The 20170-nt window shown below is 55.7% G+C and carries 17 protein-coding genes; 11 read left to right on the top strand and 6 right to left on the bottom strand.

Annotation, left to right across the window (positions count from 1 at the left end; genetic code table 11):
• Nucleotides 1-38: 38 nt before the first annotated feature.
• From tssI to ACX9GU_RS01040, 6 genes are all read right to left on the bottom strand, one after another.
• Entirely contained in the window at nt 39-2333 is a 2295-nt protein-coding gene (gene tssI / locus ACX9GU_RS01015) for a type VI secretion system tip protein TssI/VgrG (RefSeq protein ID WP_473193589.1), read from the bottom strand.
• 20 nt (nt 2334-2353) lie between these two features.
• Nucleotides 2354-4099 carry a type VI secretion system baseplate subunit TssF gene (gene tssF / locus ACX9GU_RS01020; RefSeq protein ID WP_473193590.1) on the bottom strand — a complete coding sequence of 582 codons (1746 nt, stop codon included), beginning with the start codon at nt 4097-4099 and terminating at the stop codon, nt 2354-2356.
• Between the two features lie 18 nt (nt 4100-4117).
• Entirely contained in the window at nt 4118-5146 is a 1029-nt protein-coding gene (gene tssG / locus ACX9GU_RS01025) for a type VI secretion system baseplate subunit TssG (protein ID WP_059199175.1), read from the bottom strand.
• Nucleotides 5143-6885: a type VI secretion system baseplate subunit TssF gene (gene tssF, locus ACX9GU_RS01030; RefSeq protein WP_473193591.1), complete on the bottom strand. Its 1743-nt coding sequence runs from the start codon at nt 6883-6885 to the stop codon at nt 5143-5145. Before tssF (ACX9GU_RS01030) ends, tssG begins: the two co-directional genes overlap by 4 nt.
• Nucleotides 6886-6909: 24 nt before the next feature.
• On the bottom strand, nt 6910-8370 hold the full coding sequence (tssC, locus tag ACX9GU_RS01035; RefSeq protein ID WP_473193592.1) for a type VI secretion system contractile sheath large subunit: 1461 nt from the start codon (nt 8368-8370) through the stop codon (nt 6910-6912).
• A 90-nt stretch (nt 8371-8460) separates the two neighbouring features.
• The gene (locus ACX9GU_RS01040; RefSeq protein WP_473193593.1) at nt 8461-8724 is read right to left on the bottom strand and encodes a PAAR domain-containing protein; all 264 of its coding nucleotides are present in this window, start codon (nt 8722-8724) and stop codon (nt 8461-8463) included.
• A gap of 438 nt (nt 8725-9162) precedes the next feature.
• On the opposite strand from ACX9GU_RS01040, the gene ACX9GU_RS01045 reads away from it, so the two are divergent.
• From ACX9GU_RS01045 to ACX9GU_RS01095, 11 genes are all read left to right on the top strand, one after another.
• Complete coding sequence (locus tag ACX9GU_RS01045; RefSeq protein WP_261467286.1) at nt 9163-9636, top strand: hypothetical protein; 474 nt, start codon at nt 9163-9165, stop codon at nt 9634-9636.
• A 265-nt stretch (nt 9637-9901) separates the two neighbouring features.
• Nucleotides 9902-10495, top strand: a complete 594-nt coding sequence (locus ACX9GU_RS01050) for a tyrosine-type DNA invertase (RefSeq protein WP_174333247.1) — start codon at nt 9902-9904, stop codon at nt 10493-10495.
• A gap of 441 nt (nt 10496-10936) precedes the next feature.
• Complete coding sequence (gene fimA / locus ACX9GU_RS01055; RefSeq protein ID WP_174333248.1) at nt 10937-11494, top strand: type 1 fimbrial major subunit FimA; 558 nt, start codon at nt 10937-10939, stop codon at nt 11492-11494.
• 65 nt (nt 11495-11559) lie between these two features.
• A complete protein-coding gene (locus tag ACX9GU_RS01060) occupies nt 11560-12108 on the top strand; it encodes a fimbrial protein (RefSeq protein ID WP_261467285.1) in 549 nt (182 codons plus the stop codon).
• 129 nt (nt 12109-12237) lie between these two features.
• On the top strand, nt 12238-12885 hold the full coding sequence (locus tag ACX9GU_RS01065; RefSeq protein ID WP_174333300.1) for a fimbria/pilus periplasmic chaperone: 648 nt from the start codon (nt 12238-12240) through the stop codon (nt 12883-12885).
• Nucleotides 12886-12984: 99 nt separating this feature from the next.
• Entirely contained in the window at nt 12985-15621 is a 2637-nt protein-coding gene (locus ACX9GU_RS01070; protein WP_473193594.1) for a fimbrial biogenesis usher protein, read from the top strand.
• A 35-nt stretch (nt 15622-15656) separates the two neighbouring features.
• The gene (locus tag ACX9GU_RS01075; protein ID WP_254611930.1) at nt 15657-16661 is read left to right on the top strand and encodes a fimbrial protein; all 1005 of its coding nucleotides are present in this window, start codon (nt 15657-15659) and stop codon (nt 16659-16661) included.
• A 17-nt stretch (nt 16662-16678) separates the two neighbouring features.
• Nucleotides 16679-17245, top strand: coding sequence for a fimbrial protein (locus ACX9GU_RS01080; protein ID WP_473193595.1), 567 nt, complete (start codon nt 16679-16681; stop codon nt 17243-17245).
• Between the two features lie 146 nt (nt 17246-17391).
• Nucleotides 17392-18171 carry an outer membrane protein gene (locus tag ACX9GU_RS01085; RefSeq protein ID WP_174333251.1) on the top strand — a complete coding sequence of 260 codons (780 nt, stop codon included), beginning with the start codon at nt 17392-17394 and terminating at the stop codon, nt 18169-18171.
• A 608-nt stretch (nt 18172-18779) separates the two neighbouring features.
• Nucleotides 18780-19184 carry a hypothetical protein gene (locus tag ACX9GU_RS01090; protein WP_174333252.1) on the top strand — a complete coding sequence of 135 codons (405 nt, stop codon included), beginning with the start codon at nt 18780-18782 and terminating at the stop codon, nt 19182-19184.
• A 62-nt stretch (nt 19185-19246) separates the two neighbouring features.
• Complete coding sequence (locus tag ACX9GU_RS01095; RefSeq protein ID WP_473193596.1) at nt 19247-19948, top strand: helix-turn-helix transcriptional regulator; 702 nt, start codon at nt 19247-19249, stop codon at nt 19946-19948.
• Nucleotides 19949-20170: the final 222 nt, after the last annotated feature.

The following is a 20170-nucleotide window of genomic DNA, read 5'->3' on the forward strand; positions in this document are numbered from 1 at the left end:
ATCCATTCCTCCCGAGAACAAAAAAACGGATCTTTTGCTCATGACTTTTTGCCCATCTTTTTGAATAGCTCTTCTACATCAGCAGATTGCGAGCCTTTAAGCCGATCGCCGAGCATATTCAAATAGTCTTTACCCGTGGCACCAGACAGGTTGCCTGCGTTAACCATTGAGGTCAGCCCGCTGATAGGCAGCGAGCCAACGTTAGGCAACGCTTGAGAAACACCGCCTGCCGAGGCCCAGCCACTGCCGGGCATCCCTTGAGAGACACTGGCCGTTGCTGGCATCGCTCCACCGGATTGCTGTACAAAGCCGCTGCTTGCACCTTGGGCACTTGGCTTGGCAGGGGCCTCATCTATCGGGCAACCTCCGGCTTTACATTTCTCGCACTCTTCGCAATAAGGGGCATCACTACTAAGCACACCCTGCTGGATCAGCGTGGGAGCGGCCAACAACGGCACCACACCCGGCATCTTCAGGTTGACGCCCTGACCGCTGCCCGCAGAGCCACTGCCCACCTGCAACGATGAAGACGTGAAAATGGCCCCCGGTGCCAGTTTGATAAAGCTCCCCCCGGCCTTGAGCGTCAGCTCACTGCCCGCCGAGAGGGTGATTTTGGCCCCGGCTTCAACCGATACTTCCTGCCCAGCCTTCACCACATAGGCGCTGCCGACCTGCAAATGGGATTCGCCATCGGCCAGTTCGGACTTTTTGCCGCTGGTGTGGAGCGTGAGTTCGCCCTTGATGCGGCTTTCCCGGTTGCCCTCGATTTCGCTCAGGCTGTTGCCGCCAATCTTGCTGCTCTGGTTGGCGCGAATGTCCCAGAGCGCATCGTTGTTGACCAGGGCCTTGAGGTCTTTCTGTGCGTGCAGGTAAATCTCCTCGCTGCCCGCTTCATCCTCAAACGACAGTTCGTTAAAGCCCTCGGCCTTGTGCGATTTGGTGCGCCAGACCGATTTGGTCTTGTTGGCCGGTAACGGGTAGGGCGGTTTGTTCAGGCCGTTGTAGTAACGCCCGCTCACCACCGGGCGATCGATATCGCCGTTCAGGTAGCTGATCAGCACTTCCTGGCCAATCCTTGGCAGCGTCACCGAGCCAAAGCCGTCCCCCGCCCACTGGTTGGAGACCGGCACCCAGCAGGAGGCCTTTTCATCCGCTGGGTCGTAACGGTTCCAGTGGAAATGCACCCGCACCCAGCCCAGTTCGTTGACGTACAGCTCCTCGCCCTTTGGCCCGACGATCGTGGCCACCTCGTCCCCGTCGGCCAGCGGTTTGTAACGGTAGCTTGGCCGCCAGTCGATATTGCCCGGCGCAAAGGTCAGTGAGTTGGTGAAGGTGGTACCGCTGCCGTTACTCTCTTCTTCCAGCGCGGCAGGCTGCTCCCCACGGTGGCTGACGGTGATCACCTGCCAGCGATCGTTACGCGCCTGCACCGGGTGGCCCTGCAAGGTAAAAATCGTGCCCGGCATCAGCCGGATACTGTTGGTTTCTGCTGCGCCCTGTTGGGTGCCCGCTTGCATGGCCTCCAGCCGCACGGTGCTGAGCTGCGGCCCGGTCTGGTCATCCTGATAACGGCCATAGCTCTCAAATACCGAGTACTGGGTGGCTTCACCGCCCAATGCAGGGTCGCTCTGTTTAAACTGCAGAGGATGGTCTGGCCGCCGATGCTCGCGATCTTTAAGCACGCTTTCCCGTGACTGCATGAACGCCCCCAGGGTCAGCCGATGGGCGATGTCGCCCTGGGTTGGCGACTGGATATGCGGGTTGAAGGTCAGCGGGATACCTTCCGTCATGCTCAGGTGCGAATCGCCATACACCAGCTCGTTATCTTCAAACCAGAAGGTGATCCCCACCTCGGCCATCAGCCGCAGGATGAAGTCCAGGTCGCTTTCGCGCTTCTGGGTCACGTACTCACGCGGTGGATAGGTCTGCTGGATATGGCTTTGGTAAGGGATGCGGTGTTCGTCCAGTACCTGATTGACGATGTCCGGCACCGACAGGAAATGGAAGATCCGGCTGTCTTGTTTCAGGCTCAGTACCCAGACATCCGGGCGGATCACCGCCTGATAGTAGGTGCGGCGAAAACCGCTTTCTCCCTGAGTCAGGCTGGCGATCAGTCCTGGGATCGTGCGCTGTTCCTTGCCACTGACGGTGACGGTCAACGCCCCCGGCTGCAGCAACTGTGCTTCCAGTTCAATGTCTGACCGGGTGCTGACCAGGTTCAAGGTCAGGGTAAACAGGGTCGACAACCCTTCTTCCAGGGTAAAACCGGCCACGTCAAAGGTGTCCGGAGGCAGTTCACCGAGTTGGCTGCTGAAAAATAATCCGCTGTCCATCGTTCACTCCTTGTGGTGTCTCACATCATGGCTCGTTGGCCGCGCGCCAGGGGCAATGCCCAGCGCCGCTGTGAAGGTTCGGTTATCACATCCAGCAGCAGGAAGCTGTTGGTGGTCAGGCAATGGGTAAAGAAGACGCTCAGCGCCGCCGCAAAGGTGTAGGCTTCGCCGGGGCTGTCGAACGCCTGGTCATCGAGCGTCAGGGTCATCTGCAAACCGCGCCGCAGCCGTTCCCCCATCAGGGTATTCACCGGTTCGGTCTTGACGGCGGTGATGCCCTCCACCGCCCGCCGAATGTGCCGGACCTGGGGTAGGTTATGTCGGGCGTGCAGGCAGAAGTCGTCGATCGCCCGCTGCACCGTTTCCCGGTGGTTGAGAAGCGCGGGGCTGAACGACAGGCAGGCCATCAGCCGCCAATGGTGATGGCTGTCCACCACAGCCGGGTACGGGGTCGAAAAGCGGGTGACGGTAGTGACGTCCAAGGTGTCGGTCACCGCCATGCCGAGCAGGAAAGGGGAGCCAAGCGGTAACGTGGGCGATTGCGCCGAGGTGGTGAGCAGATCGCAGACCACGGCCCGGCAAGGGGGCTCTGTCAGCGGTTCTCCGGCACTGTTGCACAACACCAGTTCATGCTGCATCCGCCCCAGGACATCACCGCTGACCCGGACGGTGTAAAACAGCGCCAACGCGGCGTCCGGTGCATAACGCGATTCCGGCGTCAGTTCGCTGTCGGGCTGGAATTGCACCCGTCGGCCCCGCCGCAGGGTATCCGGCTCTTCCAGCATGCTGACGCCGGTGATGGCATACACCCAGCGATCGTCGGCATACGGCAGCGGGTAAACGCTCTGCCCGGGTAGCAGCCGTATGGGGGCGCTTTTTTGTGCCGCCAGGCTGATCACCGGGACGCAGTGCAGCATAAAGGCCGATGCCAGTTGGGCCTGGGTGAGCGGGATCTCCCCGTTGAACGTGAGGATGACAGTAAAGGTGCGGCTGTTCCCCAACGTCAGCCCTGAGTGCATCGGGCCAAAATCCAGCGTCAGGAAATCATTCACATGGGGCAGGTACAGGTATTCGGCCAGGCTCTGCAGCGCCCAGGTGGTTTCCCCCTCGTGCGGCAGGATGCGGTTATCCGCAGTTGGCCGTGGGGAAGATAACACCGTCTCCAACACCCATTGTCGTCCTTCCACCTGTAGCACGGGCCGGTCCTGATGCTGTTCACACCACAGGGTCAGCGTCGCTGCAACCTGTGGATCGTCGCCCAGAAACAGCGATAGCGGCTGGGTTGGCCAGGTGTCACCCGGCCCCTGGTACTGAAACGTCAGGCGGATCTCGCTGTGGGAGTGGGTGACCAGCAACTGCCGGTCAATCAGGGCCAGCGGCTGCAGCGTCAAGGCATGGCAGGTCTGGAACACCTGCGCACGTCCGTCGGATAACAGGGAGAGCGATTCTCCCGCGGGCAACGTCAACGGCGCATCCAGCGTACTGGCTTTGGCGCTGACGTTCACCACACCACAGGCCGGAATAGGCCGCAAGGGGAAGGGCCAGGTACGCTCAAGATGCCCCTGCGTGACCTCGGGGAAGCCGTCCTCCAGGCGTTGGCGCAGCCCGGTATTCAGCATTGCCGCCCCCTGGATCAGGCATTCCACATCCGGATCGCCTGCATGACGGCCCAGTTGCGCGGCCAGTGCGGGTTTTTCCTGCCCCACCTTGTCCGCCAGCGCACGCAGGTAGGCATGTTCCTCTCTGAGATGATCGGTAAAGTTCATATCAATCCTTGACGTTGGCTACCTGCGCACAGGCAACAGGGTGTAGGGTTTCTCTTCGGGTTGCCCCACAAAGGTGGTCCACCCCAACTGGGTCCGCTGTGTGTCGCCGAGCTTCAGCCCCCCGGCCTGATGCCGTGCCAGCGTCAGGCGCAGATCCCAGACCAGCGGTTCGCGCAGGATGTACTCGACAAAATTGACCAGCAGGCGATGCTGCTTACCGTCAGGTAAAAACGACAGGTACTGTTCCTGCGTGAGCTCATTGATCGACAGTTGAAATTTGACGCTGCGATCGCGCATCCGGCTGCCGATCACAAAGTTGCCCCCCAGCAGCGAACGGGGTTGATGGCGTTGCCCGCGTACGGCGGTGACTTGCCCCAGGCGATTTTGCTGCTCGTCACTCAACGTCATGACGTGGGGCATACAAGACTGCACCGTCACGTCGGGGAGTGAAAAGAAGTGGCCGACCAGGCGAGCGATCACCTCCGGCGAACGGCCCGGTGAGGCCAGCAGACCGGCGTAGGCCAGCATGGCTTCGGCATTGATACCCAACTGCTCTCGCGTCTGCGGGTGGCCCAGGCCTATCAGGGCAAAAATACGCCCCGAGGTGGCATCGCGGCCCCCCGGTTTAAAGGTGATCTCATAGCGGTATTTGCGCCAAATCTGGTGCGCCAACGACAGAGGCCGATGGTTGAACACCGCCAGAAAATCGTTGAGCCGCGTTTCTCCCTGCGCCGTGCTCCCGGCAATGTCATCCAGGTAGTAATAGGGCAAGGGCGACTGGCTGCCTTGCAGGCCCAGAAAGCTCACCTCCAGGCGCAGCGGCCCACCTGGCTCATGTTGCAACGCCACCACATCGCTGGCGGCAAAGCCCAACCCGGCAGCGGCGGTAAAGCGCAACGCTTCCCGGTTCGGCGGCAGGCCGAGCGTACGGGCCGGATCGATGCCTGCCAACCGGTTCAGCCCTTCCACCAGGCGGTAGAAGTCATACTGGCTAACGTTATCGGCGATAACCTGGAGCTGCTGCTCCTGCTCTGCACTGGGGATCATAGAAAGCGGTAAGACTCCTGATTATCTTGGTTAACCACGGTGAGGGTATGGAAATGGTTGACGCTGGCACGCTGGGCCAGGAACCGTGCCAGTACCCGGCCATACAGATAGAGCTCGCCTTCCGAGTCAAACGCCCCTTGGAGCCGTACAGTCAACGTGGAGGCCAGGCCATCGATCGGCACACCGTCGATATGACGTTCAGCCGGGCGCACGGTCAGGCTGAGTAACCCCGCTCTGCGCCGTTGGGAGACCCCTGCAGCCAGTTCACTGTGCCAGGCAGGCAGATCGCAGGCGCTCAGCACCTGCCGCAGTGCCGTCAGCGTCAGCAGTGAGCGGCTGTTCAATGAGAGGTTGCGCAGCAGGGCCGCCTGTAAGGTGGCATCCAACCTTGGGCTCAGGGGGACCGACGGGCGGGTAATATTGTGCACACGAACCCCAGGCGGGCAGCCGGTGGCCGGTTGGCGGAGTTCTCCTACTTTCAGGTGCAACGGCAAGCGGCGGTGGCTGCACGTCAGCCGTACGGACACCGATTCCGGCGGTAGGTTGTCCAGGTTTTCACCGTGGCGCATCAACGCCAGGTGATGGTTCAAGCCCCCCACGGGCGACGAGGTGACCCGCACGTGGTAATACCCCGCGTCTTGTTGCTGGCTGAAGCGTTCAAACGGCGCATAGCGGCGGGGGGCATCACTCAGGGCTGATACGCCGGTCACTTCATCTACCGAGAACACGTCGTAATCCTCGGGATGGCGCACGCTGGGGAATAACGGCAGCTCTGACTGCGTGCCATCGAGGCTGACCCCGTCAGCGTAATGGCTAAACAGGTTGATGGCGGGCGTGCAATGCAGGCGCACCGTCTGGCGGTTGATAACCAGGGCCGAGGGCAAAGGCCGGGAGAAGGTGAACCGCAGGGTAAAGCCGTGAGAGGCTGATAGCGCAGGCAGGCTAGGGAAACCCATCACGTCCATAAATAAAAAGGCGTTGGGGAAACAGGCGTGCTCTTGCAGCAGGCGATAGCCGGGATCGGCATTCTGTGGCCAGGGCAGCAGGGCCTCTTCGTCGTTGAAACCGACCGGGGTGAGCGCCAACTCAGGCAGCGGCCACGTCTTTCCCCCTACTTCCAGCGTGGCGTGGCTCAGGTATTCACTCAGCCACAAATGCAGCTGTTGCCCGGTGTGCAGGTCTTCCCCCAGATATAGCCGCAGGCCGTTCAGGCTAGTGAGATCCAGCGGCCGATCCGCCGTGGTGACCAGTTGCAGACACAGGCTATCATGGCCGTGCCGCTGCTCGCGGCTTACCGCCTGCATCTGTAACGGCCACAGCCGGGTATCACGGCAGGTGCGGAAATGGCACCGCAGCGTTTCCTTACCGGTTGTCACTGGCAGCGGGATACTGACCACCGTGGCCCCCTTGGCGATCTGGTGGCAAGCCTGCGCGGGATCCGACAGGTAATCCTGCTGCCATTCCAGCACGGTCATGCTGGGAGTGGGCCGCAGAAAATAGGGCCACAGCAGGGCCAGCATATGGTGGGTGAGGTTCGGTAGCTGGTCTGCCAACTGCCCCTCTAACTGCCCGGTCATCCAGGCCATGCCCTCCAGTTGCCGCTCCACATCGGGATCGTGGTTGGGTGCGGTCAGGAAGGAAACCAGCGGGGCATGTGTTTGTTGCAGCACCTCGGCAGCCTGGTGTAGCGCTTTGCGCCGACGGGCTGGAGGGAATTGCCGATGTTTATCCCGGTTCATGCTGAAGACATCCTGTCTTGGAGGTTATTTATCCAGGCGCCCGGTCAAGGCGAGGACGAAGTTGGAGCCCATGTGTTTGAAATGCGGCTGCACATGCAGCTGTGTCAGATACCAGCCGGGATCATTCGCGACTTCCTGCACCTCAATGCGTGCAGCGCGTAATGGGCGGCGGCTGCGTACGCTGGCTGGTGGGTTCTCCTGGTCGGAGACAAAGCGTTTTAACCAGTTGTTGAGCTGATGCTGCAGGTCGCCCCGATTGCGCCAGCTACCCAGCCGCTCACGCTGCAGCACTTTGATGGTGTGCGCCAGCCGGGTGATGATAAACAGGTAAGGCAGTTGCGCCCCCAACTGGTCATTGACCCGGGCGTTCAACCCTTCAGGCGTAAGGTCGGTATATTGCGGCGACTGGATTGAGTTGGCCGAATAAAAGACCACGTCCTGCCCTTGCTTGCGAACCCCAAGCGGAATAAATCCGGCCATCGACAAGCGGTACTGCCACTGGTCCGACAGCAGCGTCTCGGTTGGGATCTTTTCTTGCCAACGCCCCAGCGCCGCATAGTAGCGAGCGGGCAGGTTACGGAACGCTCCGCCGCTCTCCGCCCCGATAATATTCGGGCACCAGCGATAACGGGCAAAGCTGCCCGCCAGGCAGAGCGCCAGTAAAAAGGCGCTGTTGCCCCACAGCAGGTGCTGATGTGTTCCGATCTGTTCCTGATAGACAAACTGCCGGACCTGCTGTGACGCCGGGGTATAAGGATCGCGCTGCAAAAAACGGCACACGGTCAGCCCCAGATAGCGGGCATCCGGGGTAGCCCGGAGCGCCTGCCAGCGGATATGTGTCGGTGCAGCCATGACCGCATCCAAATCAAGAATGGCGGGCAGGTCGGCCAATGAATCAACGCCGAAGAAGGTGGCGTCTGCCGCCGAAAGAAACGGCGCGTGCGCCATGGCGCTGACCACGCTGAGGTAGTGCAGCAATTTGATATCGGCGGCACCGGGGGTGAAATCATAGCAGCCAATCACCGCCGCTACCGGCACTCCACCAAACTGGCCGTAGCCTGCCGAATAGACATGCTGGTAATAGCCCGAGGAGGTAATGTCTGGGGAGAATTCGAAATCCGCCAACAGCTCTTCCTGAGTGGCATGGAGCAGCGTCAGCTGAATGTTTTCATGAAACGGGATGTTATCGACCAGCAGGGCCAGCCCGCGCCAGGTCGATTCCAGGCGCTGAAACGCCGGAGCATGCAGGATTGCGTCCATCTGGGCACTCAGGCGCCGATCCAGTTCCCGCAGCAGGCGATCAATCAGCAGAATGTTGAGGGTGACGCCACGGCCTTGTTCCGGCAGGGCGCGCAGCAACAATGCGATGTCCGCGTGGCTCACCGCAAATTCACTGCCGTTCAGCGTCGCAAGCAGCCCGGCGGCAAGTGAGGTGCGCGGTGGGAAAATGTCTGAATCGATCTGTAGCGTATCTAACGTAGCCACGGCATCCTTGCTCCCTGGTAAAGCGTCTTGTCCATTATTTTGCGACTCTGCCGGTTCTGGCGGAGTGATTAGCGCTGAACGACGTTGCCGTCAGGCATTACATTCATGTTGTGAAGCAATCAGAGTGGCCCCGCAGGCGGTTTTCATGCCTTCCAGCGCCACAGGCACCCCACCGACCAGCGCGGTTTCTGCGCCAGTGACAATGGGGAAGACACCTTTGCATTGCGGGCAGGAAACCAAATGCCCCACCAGCGCTACGTTTGTTCCGCAGAACTGCATCACTGACGATCCCTGTAACACGACCCCACCATGAGAGGTTTTGTCGCCTTGTAAAATCACGGCTTTCCCTGCCATACGTCCACCATAGTTAGTATTTTCTTAATAGATTACAGGATGTATACATTTGAAAGAAGTCGAAATATAACGGTGAGTAATGAATCTGTGAGCAGCATAGGAATAAAGGGGATCTTTGTGCATCAATCTGGGGGCATTGATAAAGCGACCATTGCATTGCCTTAACCAGGACGAGGTCAGCGAACTCAAACCGGCTCCGGCCGGTTTATTTACGTCTTAAATGTGCATCAGGTAAAACAAACTCACAATTAGTCACCATAGGTTATTAGTTTATTTGCTCATAATAAACTAACGTTGCAATTGATTGTGTTGCTTTTTTGATCGCCATCGAGGTGGGTCAAGCAACATGACACCGCCATGTATCACGTGTTGTCTCAGCGAAGTGCGGTTGATGTCGTGAGAGGAGGGGGTACATCATTGCCAACAAGGAGAGAGTGAATGTTCAAACGTATTATGGTGACCGTAGTGGGAATGTTGTTGGGAGCGATGGCGCCGCTCTATGCCTACGAAGGGGATAAAAAGTGGGGGCGCGCCACCGCCTATACAGTGAAAGGGGAAGGGCTATCCAGTTTTACCCTGATTTGCACCACCAACGGCACGCCTTATGTCATTTATGTCAACGAAGAGGGGCAGCGCTTCACCAACCATGACTTTGAGACGCAACCCGTGCTGCTATTTATCTCTGTAGATGGTGGCGAAGCGGTGTTGGTGAATGAGTTGACGTCGTCCACGGGATTACGGGCGTTTGCGAGCGCCTGGGAGAAATTGCGCCAGGGAAAACAGTTGGCCGTGTGGAGTAATGACGTGTTTCCCTCCTCCTTTACACTACGTCGCGCTGCCGATAGTCTGCCGCCGCTGGCATCCAGCGGGTGTGTGCCTGAGGTGGTCTTTACGCCATTGCCTGCCCCATAACGAAGTCGCTACCCTATCCATTACGCGGGGTCGCCATCAAAGAAGTCAAAGTGCGCCCCGCTTGTCATGATATAATCCTGCAAGCCGGTCTATAATCGGCTATTTATCTTGTTTCCAAGTGATTTTATGATTTGATACTCTGAGTCGTTCATCTGCGGTAATCAAGGGAATGGGCGCACCATCACGGTGCTTTCAAGTGTTTCACATGGGATAAAGGCAGGATAATTCGCGAGTGAAATGAGTCTCGAGTGTTCTAAGAGGTAGTATGAATCAACGAAAGCATTTGACGCAGTCAGAGGTGGAACGCCTCTTGAACTGTGCGAAGGAGAGCAAAAATCCGCAACGGGATTATTGTCTGGTGTACATGAGCTTTATCCATGGATTTCGCGTCAGTGAGGTCTGTCGATTGAGGCTATCGGACATGGATCTGCGTGCAAAGAGCCTGTATATCCGGCGGATGAAGAACGGGTTTAGCACCAATCACCCGCTGCTGAACAACGAAATAAAAGCGATACGCGCCTGGTTAAAAATCCGCAAGACCAAGCCGGGGGCAGAGAGCGACTGGTTATTTCTCTCTCGCCAAGGCGGTCAGCTGTCACGCCAGCGGGTGTACCAACTTATCAGCGGATTTGGGGTGCAGGCCAATATCCCCGTGGTATCGCATCCGCATATGCTTCGCCATGCCTGCGGTTTCGCGCTGGCTGACCGGGGCATTGATACGCGTCTGATACAGGACTATCTGGGGCACCGTAATATTCGTCATACGGTCAGTTACACGGCCAGCAACGCTGAACGCTTCGAAGGGGTGTGGCAAGGAAAAGTTAAACTGCGAGGGAGACAAATAGGACCAAACTGTTAAAGTCATTCTAGATTGACTTTTTGAAAAGCGCAATATTTTTTTACACCTCCACTATTTCATTTATACCTTATTGTAAAAAAAGGCAAAAGTGCTTTGTCTTTTTCTCCTGATTGTCATTTCCCTCATTTTTTTGCCTCATCTTGAATCCACATCCTTTACTTAATTCCTTTTGTTAGTCTTATTTTTAAAAATTGAATAATAGTTTTATCTATTAAAAATCAAAATATTACAGGTGCTTTACTTCGCCATTTTGGTGCGAATTGGGTAATTCGTCTGCTTTAAAACGAGATAGTCAAAATGGTCCTAATTGACTAACTGGAATGATGCCTTTTAGACAGTGACGGTGAGATTCAGTTGCCGGATGTCGGGGGCGGATACGACATGGTGTCGTCGATTTTTTCTATCGAAATTAACAAGGTTTAAGTAAGGAGTACTTTACGTATGTTGAGCAAGCAGCGTTTTATCAAATCTGTTCTGGGACTGGCATTGCTGTCCGCAGGCACCGTGGCGTCAGCGGCAATTGTAACCGGCGGTACCGTTCACTTCACCGGCCAGATTGTCAACGCGGCCTGTGCGGTTAGCGCGGACTCCGTTGATCAAACCGTGAAGATGGGTCAGTTCCGCACGGCTAACTTTACTTCTGTAGGTGCACGCTCCAATGCGGTGCCGTTCACCATCAAGCTGGAAGACTGTGATACCAGCGTGTCAACCACAGCGGCAGCCTCATTCTATGGCAGCCTGGATGCGAACGACCCGACCGTACTGACCGTGAGTAATATCGCTGGTGGTGCCGCCGGTAGCGCATCTGGTGTGGGCATTGAAATCTCCGATCACCTCGGCAAAGTGTTGAAGCCGGACGGTTCCGTGTTCTCAACGGCACAGAAACTGGTTGATGGCTCCAACGTGCTGAACTTCACCGCCCGCTACAAGTCCACCAAAACCGCCGTCACTCCGGGTGAAGCGGACGCGGATGCGACCTTCAAGATGGAATACAACTGATTTTTTGTCCTGTGACATGTTGACCGCCGGTAACGGCGGTCTTTACCGATAAACAGGAGGCGAAAGTGTACAAAAAACAGTTGTGCGCAGGGATCGTGCTCCTGCTCATGGCGTCCGGCGATGCCCTGGCAGGGGATCGGCATCACGTCGTGATTGACGGTGGGATCACTCATTTTCGCGGTTCGCTGACGGCGGAAGCCTGTACGGTTGCTACCGATAGCCAAAATCAGACGGTGGACTTGGGGCAATTGCGCAGCAACCAGTTCAGCGGAGTGGGAAGTTTGACGTCACCGGTTGGCTTCAGTATCCGTTTGACGGAATGCAGCACGGCCGTCAGTGACCAGGTCGGCGTGACTTTCGTTGGCGTCACGGACGGCAAGGATCCACTGGTGTTGAAAGCCGGGGAGGGAGTGAATGCGGCCACGGGGGTCGGGTTGGCGCTGTTTGATGAGCAAGGACAAATTATCGCGCCTAATACTCAGCCGCGCGTCTGGAGTCGCCTGCATGAAGGGGATAACAGCCTGCGCTTTCATGCGCGCTATCGGGCAACATCGCGGCAGGTAACCGGAGGGAACGCTGATGCCTTTACCTGGTTCGCGCTCACCTATCAATAATCACGACGATATTTCTATACCGGCATGCCTACCGGGTGCGGAATGAGTAAAAGTGAGGTTTCCGTGTTTTATTCTTATTTTTTCCAATTTAAAAAAGCCATTGCCGTCACCGGTCTCAGTGCGTTGTTAATGTTGCCGTCGTTTTCCTGGGCGGGCGGTATTGCGCTTGGCTCTACGCGTGTGGTTTATCCGGCGGATGCGCGACAGGTTTCTCTGGCGGTCAATAACAGTGATGAACATAACCGGTATTTGATTCAGACCTGGGTGGAGAATGAAGCGGGCAAAAAAACGGAAGACTTTATTGTGACACCGCCGTTATTTGTCAGCAAACCGAAAAGTGAAAATACACTGCGTATTATTTATAGCGGTGAGAAACTGCCCCAGGATCGCGAGACGTTATATTGGCTGAGCAGCAAGGCGATCCCGTCAATCAATAAGGACGAGGTCAAAGATAATAATGTTCTGCAAATTGCCGTGCTGGCCCGCATAAAGATGTTTGTTCGCCCAGCCGGGTTGACGGAAAAGTCGGCGGATGCGCCTTCCATGCTGAAATTTAACCGCAGCGGTGATTCGCTGAATATCAGTAATGGTTCACCGTTTTATGTGACTCTGGTGAATATGTCCATCGGCGGTCGGAATGTCGATACTACGATGGTGCCGCCAAAATCCAGTGCGCACGTGGCGCTGCCGAAAGGGGTGACAACGGGAATATTAAGTTATCAGACAATTAACGATTACGGTGCCAATACGCCTGCAACCAAGGTTCAGATTAACTGACGGCTAAAGTCTGACGGCAGGAGCTGAATATCAGAATTAAGTAACAGTGCGCGGTCAGCAAATAGCGACTGCCCGTTTGTGCTGCCAGAGGAGTAAGTTATGCAGTATTTCAAGCTGCCGGCGTATTTCAGGAAAAATGCCGTGTGGGCCAAACTATCCCTGCTTCCGTGTTTTGCCATGATGGGGCTGGGTGTGAATTTTAGCTACGCGGAAGAGTATTTCAACCCGGCGTTTCTCTCCGGTGATGCATCGCAGGTGGCGGACCTATCCCGTTTTGCGCAAGGGGAAGGGCAACCGGCCGGGATGTACCGTGTTGAGGTCTACATCAATGAGGAATATATCGGCACGCAGGATGTGCGGTTTGATGCGTTGGAAAAAGGCCGGAAAGGGGCGGACGACACCGGTCTGGTGCCTTGCCTGTCTCGTGCCTGGCTGGAGAGGCAGGACGTTAACATTCAGGCGTCGCCAGCGCTGCTGAAGCTGACGGGAGAGCAATGTGCCGACCTGCCTGCGTCGTTTGACAAGGCGCAGACACGCTTCGAGTTTGAGCGCCAGCGTCTTGATATCAGCATTCCTCAGGCGGCGTTCAGGAACAACGTTCGGGGATATATTCCGCCTGAGCGTTGGGACAACGGCATCACGGCCGGATTGCTGAACTACAGCTTCTCGGGGAGCAACAGTAAGAACACGGAAAGCGACGCCAATTACAACAGCTATTTCCTGAACCTGAACAGCGGGCTGAACATCGGGCCGTGGCGACTGCGTAATTACAGTACCTGGAATTACAGCGAAAATGGGCGCTACCGTAACAACACCTGGCGTAACGTCAGCACTTATGCGCAGCGCAGCATCATTCCACTCAAGAGCGCCTTGACGATTGGTGACAGTTACACCGAAGGGGATGTGTTTGACGGCGTCGGTTTCCGCGGCGTGCAGCTTGCCAGCGATGACAGCATGCTACCGGACAGCATGCGCGGCTTTGCGCCGACCGTACGTGGCGTGGCTAACAGCCCGGCACAGGTGACTATCCGACAAAACGGGTATGAGATTTATCAGACCTACGTACCGGCAGGGGCGTTCGAAATCACTGACCTGTACCCGACATCGACCAGCGGTGACCTTCAGGTCTCCGTGCGGGAGAATAACGGCACCATCAGCCAGTTCACCGTGCCGTATTCGGCGGTGCCGGTGCTGCAACGTGAGGGGCGGGTGAAGTACGCCCTGACGGCCGGTGAGTTCCGTTCCGGCTCCGACCTGCAGGACTCGCCGGACTTTTGGCAGGGGACGCTTATTTGGGGGCTACCGGCAGGGGTGACGATGTATGGCGGCTCCCAGTTGTCGGATAACTACCAGTCCTTTGCGTTTGGTGCAGGTAAAAACCTGGGTAACTGGGGAGCAGTCTCAGCGGACGTGACGCATGCACGCAGCGTGCTGCCTGACGATAGCCAAAAAGAAGGGCAGTCTCTGCGCTTCCTGTATGCCAAGTCGTTGAACGATTACGGTACCAACTTCCAGTTGCTGGGCTATCGCTACTCGACCCAGGGGTTCTACACGCTGAGTGAAACGGCGTGGCGTCAGATGGAAGGATATCGTCTGAAGACACAGGACGGCCCGGTTGATACGAAACCGGAGCTGCTGGACTACCACAATCTGTATTACAGCAAGAAAGGGCGGTTGCAACTCAACATCAGCCAGCAAGTGTCGGATGTGGGCACGGCGTACGTGACCGGCAGCCACCAGACCTACTGGCGGACCGGTGAGAAGGACCAACTGTGGCAAGTGGGGTATAGCGGCAACTGGGAAGACATCAACTACAACCTGAACTGGTCGTGGAACAAAAGCCCGGGCCTGAGCGATGCGGACCGCCGCGTGGCGTTCAACGTCTCGGTACCACTCAGTCGCTGGCTGACGGGGACGGGCAAGGCACGTGATATCACCAACTCGACCAACACGGCTTACGCCACGTATTCGGTGACGCATGACGCGGACAACAAGGTTGCTCAACAGGCGGGCGTCAGTGGCACATTACTGGATGACAATAACCTCAGCTATAGCGTGCAGCAGGGCCACACCACGAAGGGCGGCGGTGCTACCGGTACGGCGAGTTTGAGTTATCAGGGGCGCTATGCAAACAGCAATATTGGCTACAGCTACGGCAAACACTACCAGCAGGTGAACTACGGCCTGAGCGGTGGGGTGGTGGCGCACGCGGACGGCGTAACACTCAGTCAGCCGCTGGGTGACACCAACGTCTTGGTCAAGGCGCCGGGCGCAGACAGCGTTCGGGTGCAGAACGCGACAGGGGTGAGCACCGACTGGCGGGGGTATGCGGTGGTGCCGTATGCCACTTCTTACCGGGCAAACCGTATTGCGCTGGATACGACCACACTGCAAGACAACGCCGAGCTGGACAATGCTGTCACCAACGTGGTGCCAACCAAAGGTGCTCTGGTACGAGCCAACTTCGATGCGCGCATCGGTGCCAGGGCGAAAATCACGCTGACGCAGCGTAATGGCAAGCCGGTTCCGTTTGGGGCGTCGGTGAGCGACGAAACGGGTGGCGGTGGTGGCATCGTGGGTGATGCGGGTCAGGTATTCATGTCGGGCCTGAAACCTAACGGCAAACTGAACGTGGTCTGGGGGCATGCGGCATCGCAGCAATGCACGGTGAGCTACCAGTTGGGCAAAGACGCAGAGAAGCGCGGCATCAGTTATGCGCGTGCTGGGTGTCTGTAGTTTGCAAGGCATTGATATAACTGCGAGGACATGTAATGTTTAAATATTTTATCTTGAAGGCAGCTGTATTCTTTTTCATTTTAAATGGTCATGCGTATGCGCTTTCTTGTGTTTCTGGGTGTGGCGATTCGACAGTGGACATTAGTCGTAACTTAACCTCTGACGATAACGTTGTTGGAATGACGGTTAATAGCAACAATGTTCCTCGGCTTGATATCAGTATTCGACATTCTGCAGGCCAAGAGCAGGGTTGGTCTGCTTATTTGGGGGGGGCAATTCCCCCTGCTGGTACTAGCTATTCTGATTGGCAATATACCAAGATTGATGACTATATCTCAATTGCACTGAGTAGTGTAGGTACATGTGGGAGATCTTTCGTCCCATCGAATGGTTTAGTTAGCAATGCCAATACGTGTAACCCTGAAGTTTTTGATGAAGGGCAGCTTACAAATAGAGCAGAAGCTCACTATGAGGCGAAGTTAAGAATAGATAAAAAAATGATTGGAGGGTCATATAGCAAAAGAATACTGTTAGTGGAGAGCGGGAGGTGTAGGCCTGCTGGTTGTGCTAGCAAGCAATTGGTTACTGACAGGATTTTTGTTAACGTAAATATTACCGTGCCGCAGTCATGTAAGTTAAATGCAGGCCAGGTTATTGATATTGACTTTGGTAATGTATCCTCTGGTGCATTTAAAAGTGCAGGGGCTATTGCTCTTGGTGTTCAGCCAAAGTCGAGGGTTATCAGCGTTGAATGTGACAATGTTGCTGGTAATGCTCAGTTATCTTTGCGCCTGCAGGCGGATAAAACCAATGGCAATATTGTTGTCTCGGATGAGAATAATGATGTCGGGTTCCGTGTGACCAATAATAACGGGGTGCCGTTGGTGCCCAATAACTTGTCCAGTGTTATCCCTTTCGCGCTGGATAGCAATGCACGTCAAAACGTCACTATTCAGGCCTATCCGGTCAGCGTGACCGGTAATAAACCGACTGAAGGTCCGGTGACGTCTCGGGCGTATTTGCGTGTGGACTTCCCCTGATAAATGGAGAATGAATAATGCTATATATTGACTCCATCACCCGTTCTCCTTGTCGGAAGGGCGTGAAGTTTATTCGTCCGCTCATTTTCGTGGCGGGGTTAAGTGCCTTGACACCCGCCTGGGCGGACTTGGGGATGATTAACCTCTATATGCGCGCAACGTTGATACATCCAGCCTGCTCACTCAGCACGGACTCAATCGACAAAACGGTGAACCTGGGTATTTGGGCGACCAAGCAGTTTGTGGAAACCCCCGCTGTGTTGCCGTTAACGCGCTTTACCATCAACCTTGAGGATTGTGGGCCCACGCCAGGCGTCAAGGTTAGTTGGAGTGGAACACCGCATGCCAACAACAGTGGATTATTCGCTCTAACGGCAGGCAGTACGGCAACAAACGTTGGCGTGGAATTGCTGGATTGGAACCGCAAACGAATTGCACCGGGTTATACCACACCGGCCTATGGGTTTGCGGTTAATGCCCCTAGCGTATCGATCCCGTTCTATGCCCGCTATGTCAGGGCAGGCGGCGCCGTCACGGCGGGAACGGCTAATTCAATGGCGACATTTACGCTGGATTATCTGTAATACCGTTTTGCTCGAAGTAAAACGCGCTCCTGCCTGAAACGTATTTGCCTAGCATAGGTGAAAGGTAAATTGTTTGCGGGCACGGAGCGTCCTGAGTCTTACAGCGAAATATTGAGAACTAATTTTTGAGGCAGAGGGCAGTGATAATGAAAATGCGCGTATTGTCAGGAGTGATTTTTTCGCTGATGTCAGCGGGAGCCATGGCGGAAACAATTTCATCCGGTTTTTACCTTTCCGGCAAACTTGGGGCGTCGCAGTTCCGTAATTCGGAGAATACGGCGAGTGAAGCAGGGACCACCGTAGGGGCTTTGAACTGGGATATGGGTAAATCGCAGTTGGGGAATACTTCCTCCACCGTGTTCTCGCCGTCGATTGCCGTGGGTTATCGCTTTGCGGACGACTGGCAGCAACCGGTCAGGGCCGAGTTGGCGTTCCAGACCTTCGGTAAGTCCGAGAAAGACTTCTCGTTCAAACCGTCAGCCAACGGTTACTGGAATGGGGATGCCAAAAACAACTTCGCTTTACCGGCTACAGCCGACGTTCGTCAGAAGACTCGTGTCAATACATTGATGGTGAACGCCTTCTATGACTTCCCGCTGGGCAACGACATTACACCGTATGTCATGGCGGGGGTGGGGGCAGCATTCGTGCGTCACAATATTGCGACCAGCAGCAATGTGGGCGGGCAGGCGTTGGCTGAAGACGGCTACAGCAGCAAGAAGACCAATCTGGCCTGGGCGCTGGGAGCCGGCGTTGCCTGGGATGTGACAGAGCATGTCTCGGTAGAATTGGGTTACACCTATACGGATGCGGGGGACATTACCACGAATTGGTCTGCGGCCAACGGTACCATCAAAGGGGATGGCGATGTGCATTCTAAGATGCAACTGCATTCTCTGCATACCGGTGTGCGCTACCACTTTTAACCTTACCCCACATTGAATGACTGCTGTCGATGAGGTTTTCATACCTAATGTGACGTATTGGCACCCCTAGCGGATTGCAGTGCTGTATTTTTATGTGTTTGCCTAAATATCAGGCCAAGGGCATTCTATGTGGGAGATTGTTGCTGCTGGTGTACTGTTTGTTTTTTCTATTTTTTGTTTTCTTAAACATTATAGGATCGTCAGAAATCGAAGTCTGAATACATTTAATCGGCGCGGAAATAAAGGTGCTTAACCATTGGGTAACTGAATGTGGTTATTTATCAGGCTTTATTTTAACGACGAGTTTATCGGGCTGAGTTACTTAATTACACCTGTTTTTTGCCATCCGCGCGGCGGGTGGATGTGACATGTTGAGTAACGTTGTCGATAGACGAGCTGGCGTGGCTGATGAGGTTGGCAGGGCGAAAGTTGTTTGACGCTCGCTCAGTGTTTTTACTTCTTCATTCCGCAAGCCAACACGCCAAGAACTTTCGCCAATATATGCGCATTTTGTGTAATGGTGGAATCTCAACTTATACGGTTGACGTTATTTCTCGGTGGATAACGTATTACGGCAAGTGCGATGAGCAGTAAGTGATGGAGAGCGTGTGTTCATGACATTTTTGGTGGCACTGGCCGTACTGGTGATGCTGTGGTTGAGTATCACGGCATTACTGATTGGCGGGTTGTGGGTACTACCTCCCCTGCAACCCGCTCCTGCCTTGTGGTTTTGGCGGTTTTTGCGCGGGGATAACGGGATATTCGGGACGCTACGCATCGCGGCAGTCATGGTTGGTGCCGTGTGGCTTTCTCGGATCGCGGGGTTTTCTCTTTCGCCACCTATCCAAAACTCGCTGAGCATGCTGCTAGGCATGGCGACTCTGGTGGCCGTGTTTAATGCCGGCCGCTGCGTTGCATTGTCTCCGACCGAAGAAATGATGTTTTGCGGTGCGCTGGGGGCCGCCTGGATGGGCACGCTGGCACTGGGATTTTACTGGTTTCTTTTCCCGTGAATGCCGGGTAACACCGAGCATTACATTGATTGCAGCGAGTCGCTCGCAAAGAGAGTAGAGATATGGCTGATCCCCAAAGCAATCGACTTTATACCTATGACTATGCGCCTGGCCTGGCCCGGCACACCTCACTGCCTGGCTGGTTTGTGGTGTGTGTTGATGCCTGCAGCTACGGCCGTATGGGGTTGCATTCCGCGTTAAAACATCTCCCCTTCATTGCGGGCAGGAAGCGCGTTGTTGGTGTCAGTTCGTTGGATGAGGCGTTACAGGCGACGTTGCCCTGTGTATTAGATAGTCAGGTTGTGCGGTGCCTGGTCGTGCGACTGCCGTCCTTGACCAGGGAGGCGTTAATAGCGTTGTTGCAGCTGAGTGAGATGATGCAGTACGCGGCGGGGCGTTATCACCAGGTGGTCGTACTATCACCCTTTGATATCGCCAGCGTACAGCCCTTGCTCACCGTTATGGGAGTGACCAATGTGCACATTGTGGATGCCCGGCTTTCTCTGTCGGCATTGTGCAGCGCGGTGTTTTCCGGCACGGAGGCATGGATGGCTGATGGTTGGCTTTTGAGTCACGAATTGACAGATCACGAACGAAGTGTATTGCGTAAAACACTGCAGTTTCGCTCGATTCCGCAACAGGCAAGAACGCGGCAAGTTAGTGTGAAGACCGTTTACAGTCAGCGGCTCAGTGCGTTAATGAAACTGGGGGTGCAGGATATACGCTCTTTGTTAAATCTTCTGACCCCGATAAAAAAAGAATGACGAGCGAAGCCAAAGAAAAGAGAGACCGAGTCCTGATGTACACCTGACAATGTGAGAGCTGCGGTGGCGATGAACCAGTGGGCATGGTGGCTGGCATCTCTCGCTGCTGAGAGCTGCGTGGTGATGGAATTTCCGGTGCGGGATGTGGGTGACTTCCTCTCCCACTATGCGCATTTGCTGATGAAGGCTTATATAAGAGTATTTGGGACTGAGGGGGAATTG

The sequence above is a fragment of the Serratia sp. K1WW1 genome, from assembly GCF_055790865.1.

Excerpts from the sequence above, each read along its gene's own strand:
- ACX9GU_RS01075 (WP_254611930.1), top strand. The coding sequence starts at position 15,657 with ATGTTTAAATATTTTATCTTGAAGGCAGCTGTATTCTTTTTCATTTTA.
- ACX9GU_RS01070 (WP_473193594.1), top strand. The coding sequence starts at position 12,985 with ATGCAGTATTTCAAGCTGCCGGCGTATTTCAGGAAAAATGCCGTGTGG.
- ACX9GU_RS01085 (WP_174333251.1), top strand. The coding sequence starts at position 17,392 with ATGAAAATGCGCGTATTGTCAGGAGTGATTTTTTCGCTGATGTCAGCG.
- ACX9GU_RS01080 (WP_473193595.1), top strand. The coding sequence starts at position 16,679 with ATGCTATATATTGACTCCATCACCCGTTCTCCTTGTCGGAAGGGCGTG.
- ACX9GU_RS01095 (WP_473193596.1), top strand. The coding sequence starts at position 19,247 with ATGGCTGATCCCCAAAGCAATCGACTTTATACCTATGACTATGCGCCT.
- fimA (WP_174333248.1), top strand. The coding sequence starts at position 10,937 with ATGTTGAGCAAGCAGCGTTTTATCAAATCTGTTCTGGGACTGGCATTG.
- tssI (WP_473193589.1), bottom strand. The coding sequence starts at position 2,333 with ATGGACAGCGGATTATTTTTCAGCAGCCAACTCGGTGAACTGCCTCCG.
- tssG (WP_059199175.1), bottom strand. The coding sequence starts at position 5,146 with ATGATCCCCAGTGCAGAGCAGGAGCAGCAGCTCCAGGTTATCGCCGAT.
- ACX9GU_RS01065 (WP_174333300.1), top strand. The coding sequence starts at position 12,238 with ATGTTGCCGTCGTTTTCCTGGGCGGGCGGTATTGCGCTTGGCTCTACG.
- tssF (WP_473193590.1), bottom strand. The coding sequence starts at position 4,099 with ATGAACTTTACCGATCATCTCAGAGAGGAACATGCCTACCTGCGTGCG.
- ACX9GU_RS01050 (WP_174333247.1), top strand. The coding sequence starts at position 9,902 with ATGAATCAACGAAAGCATTTGACGCAGTCAGAGGTGGAACGCCTCTTG.
- ACX9GU_RS01040 (WP_473193593.1), bottom strand. The coding sequence starts at position 8,724 with ATGGCAGGGAAAGCCGTGATTTTACAAGGCGACAAAACCTCTCATGGT.
- ACX9GU_RS01045 (WP_261467286.1), top strand. The coding sequence starts at position 9,163 with ATGTTCAAACGTATTATGGTGACCGTAGTGGGAATGTTGTTGGGAGCG.
- tssF (WP_473193591.1), bottom strand. The coding sequence starts at position 6,885 with ATGAACCGGGATAAACATCGGCAATTCCCTCCAGCCCGTCGGCGCAAA.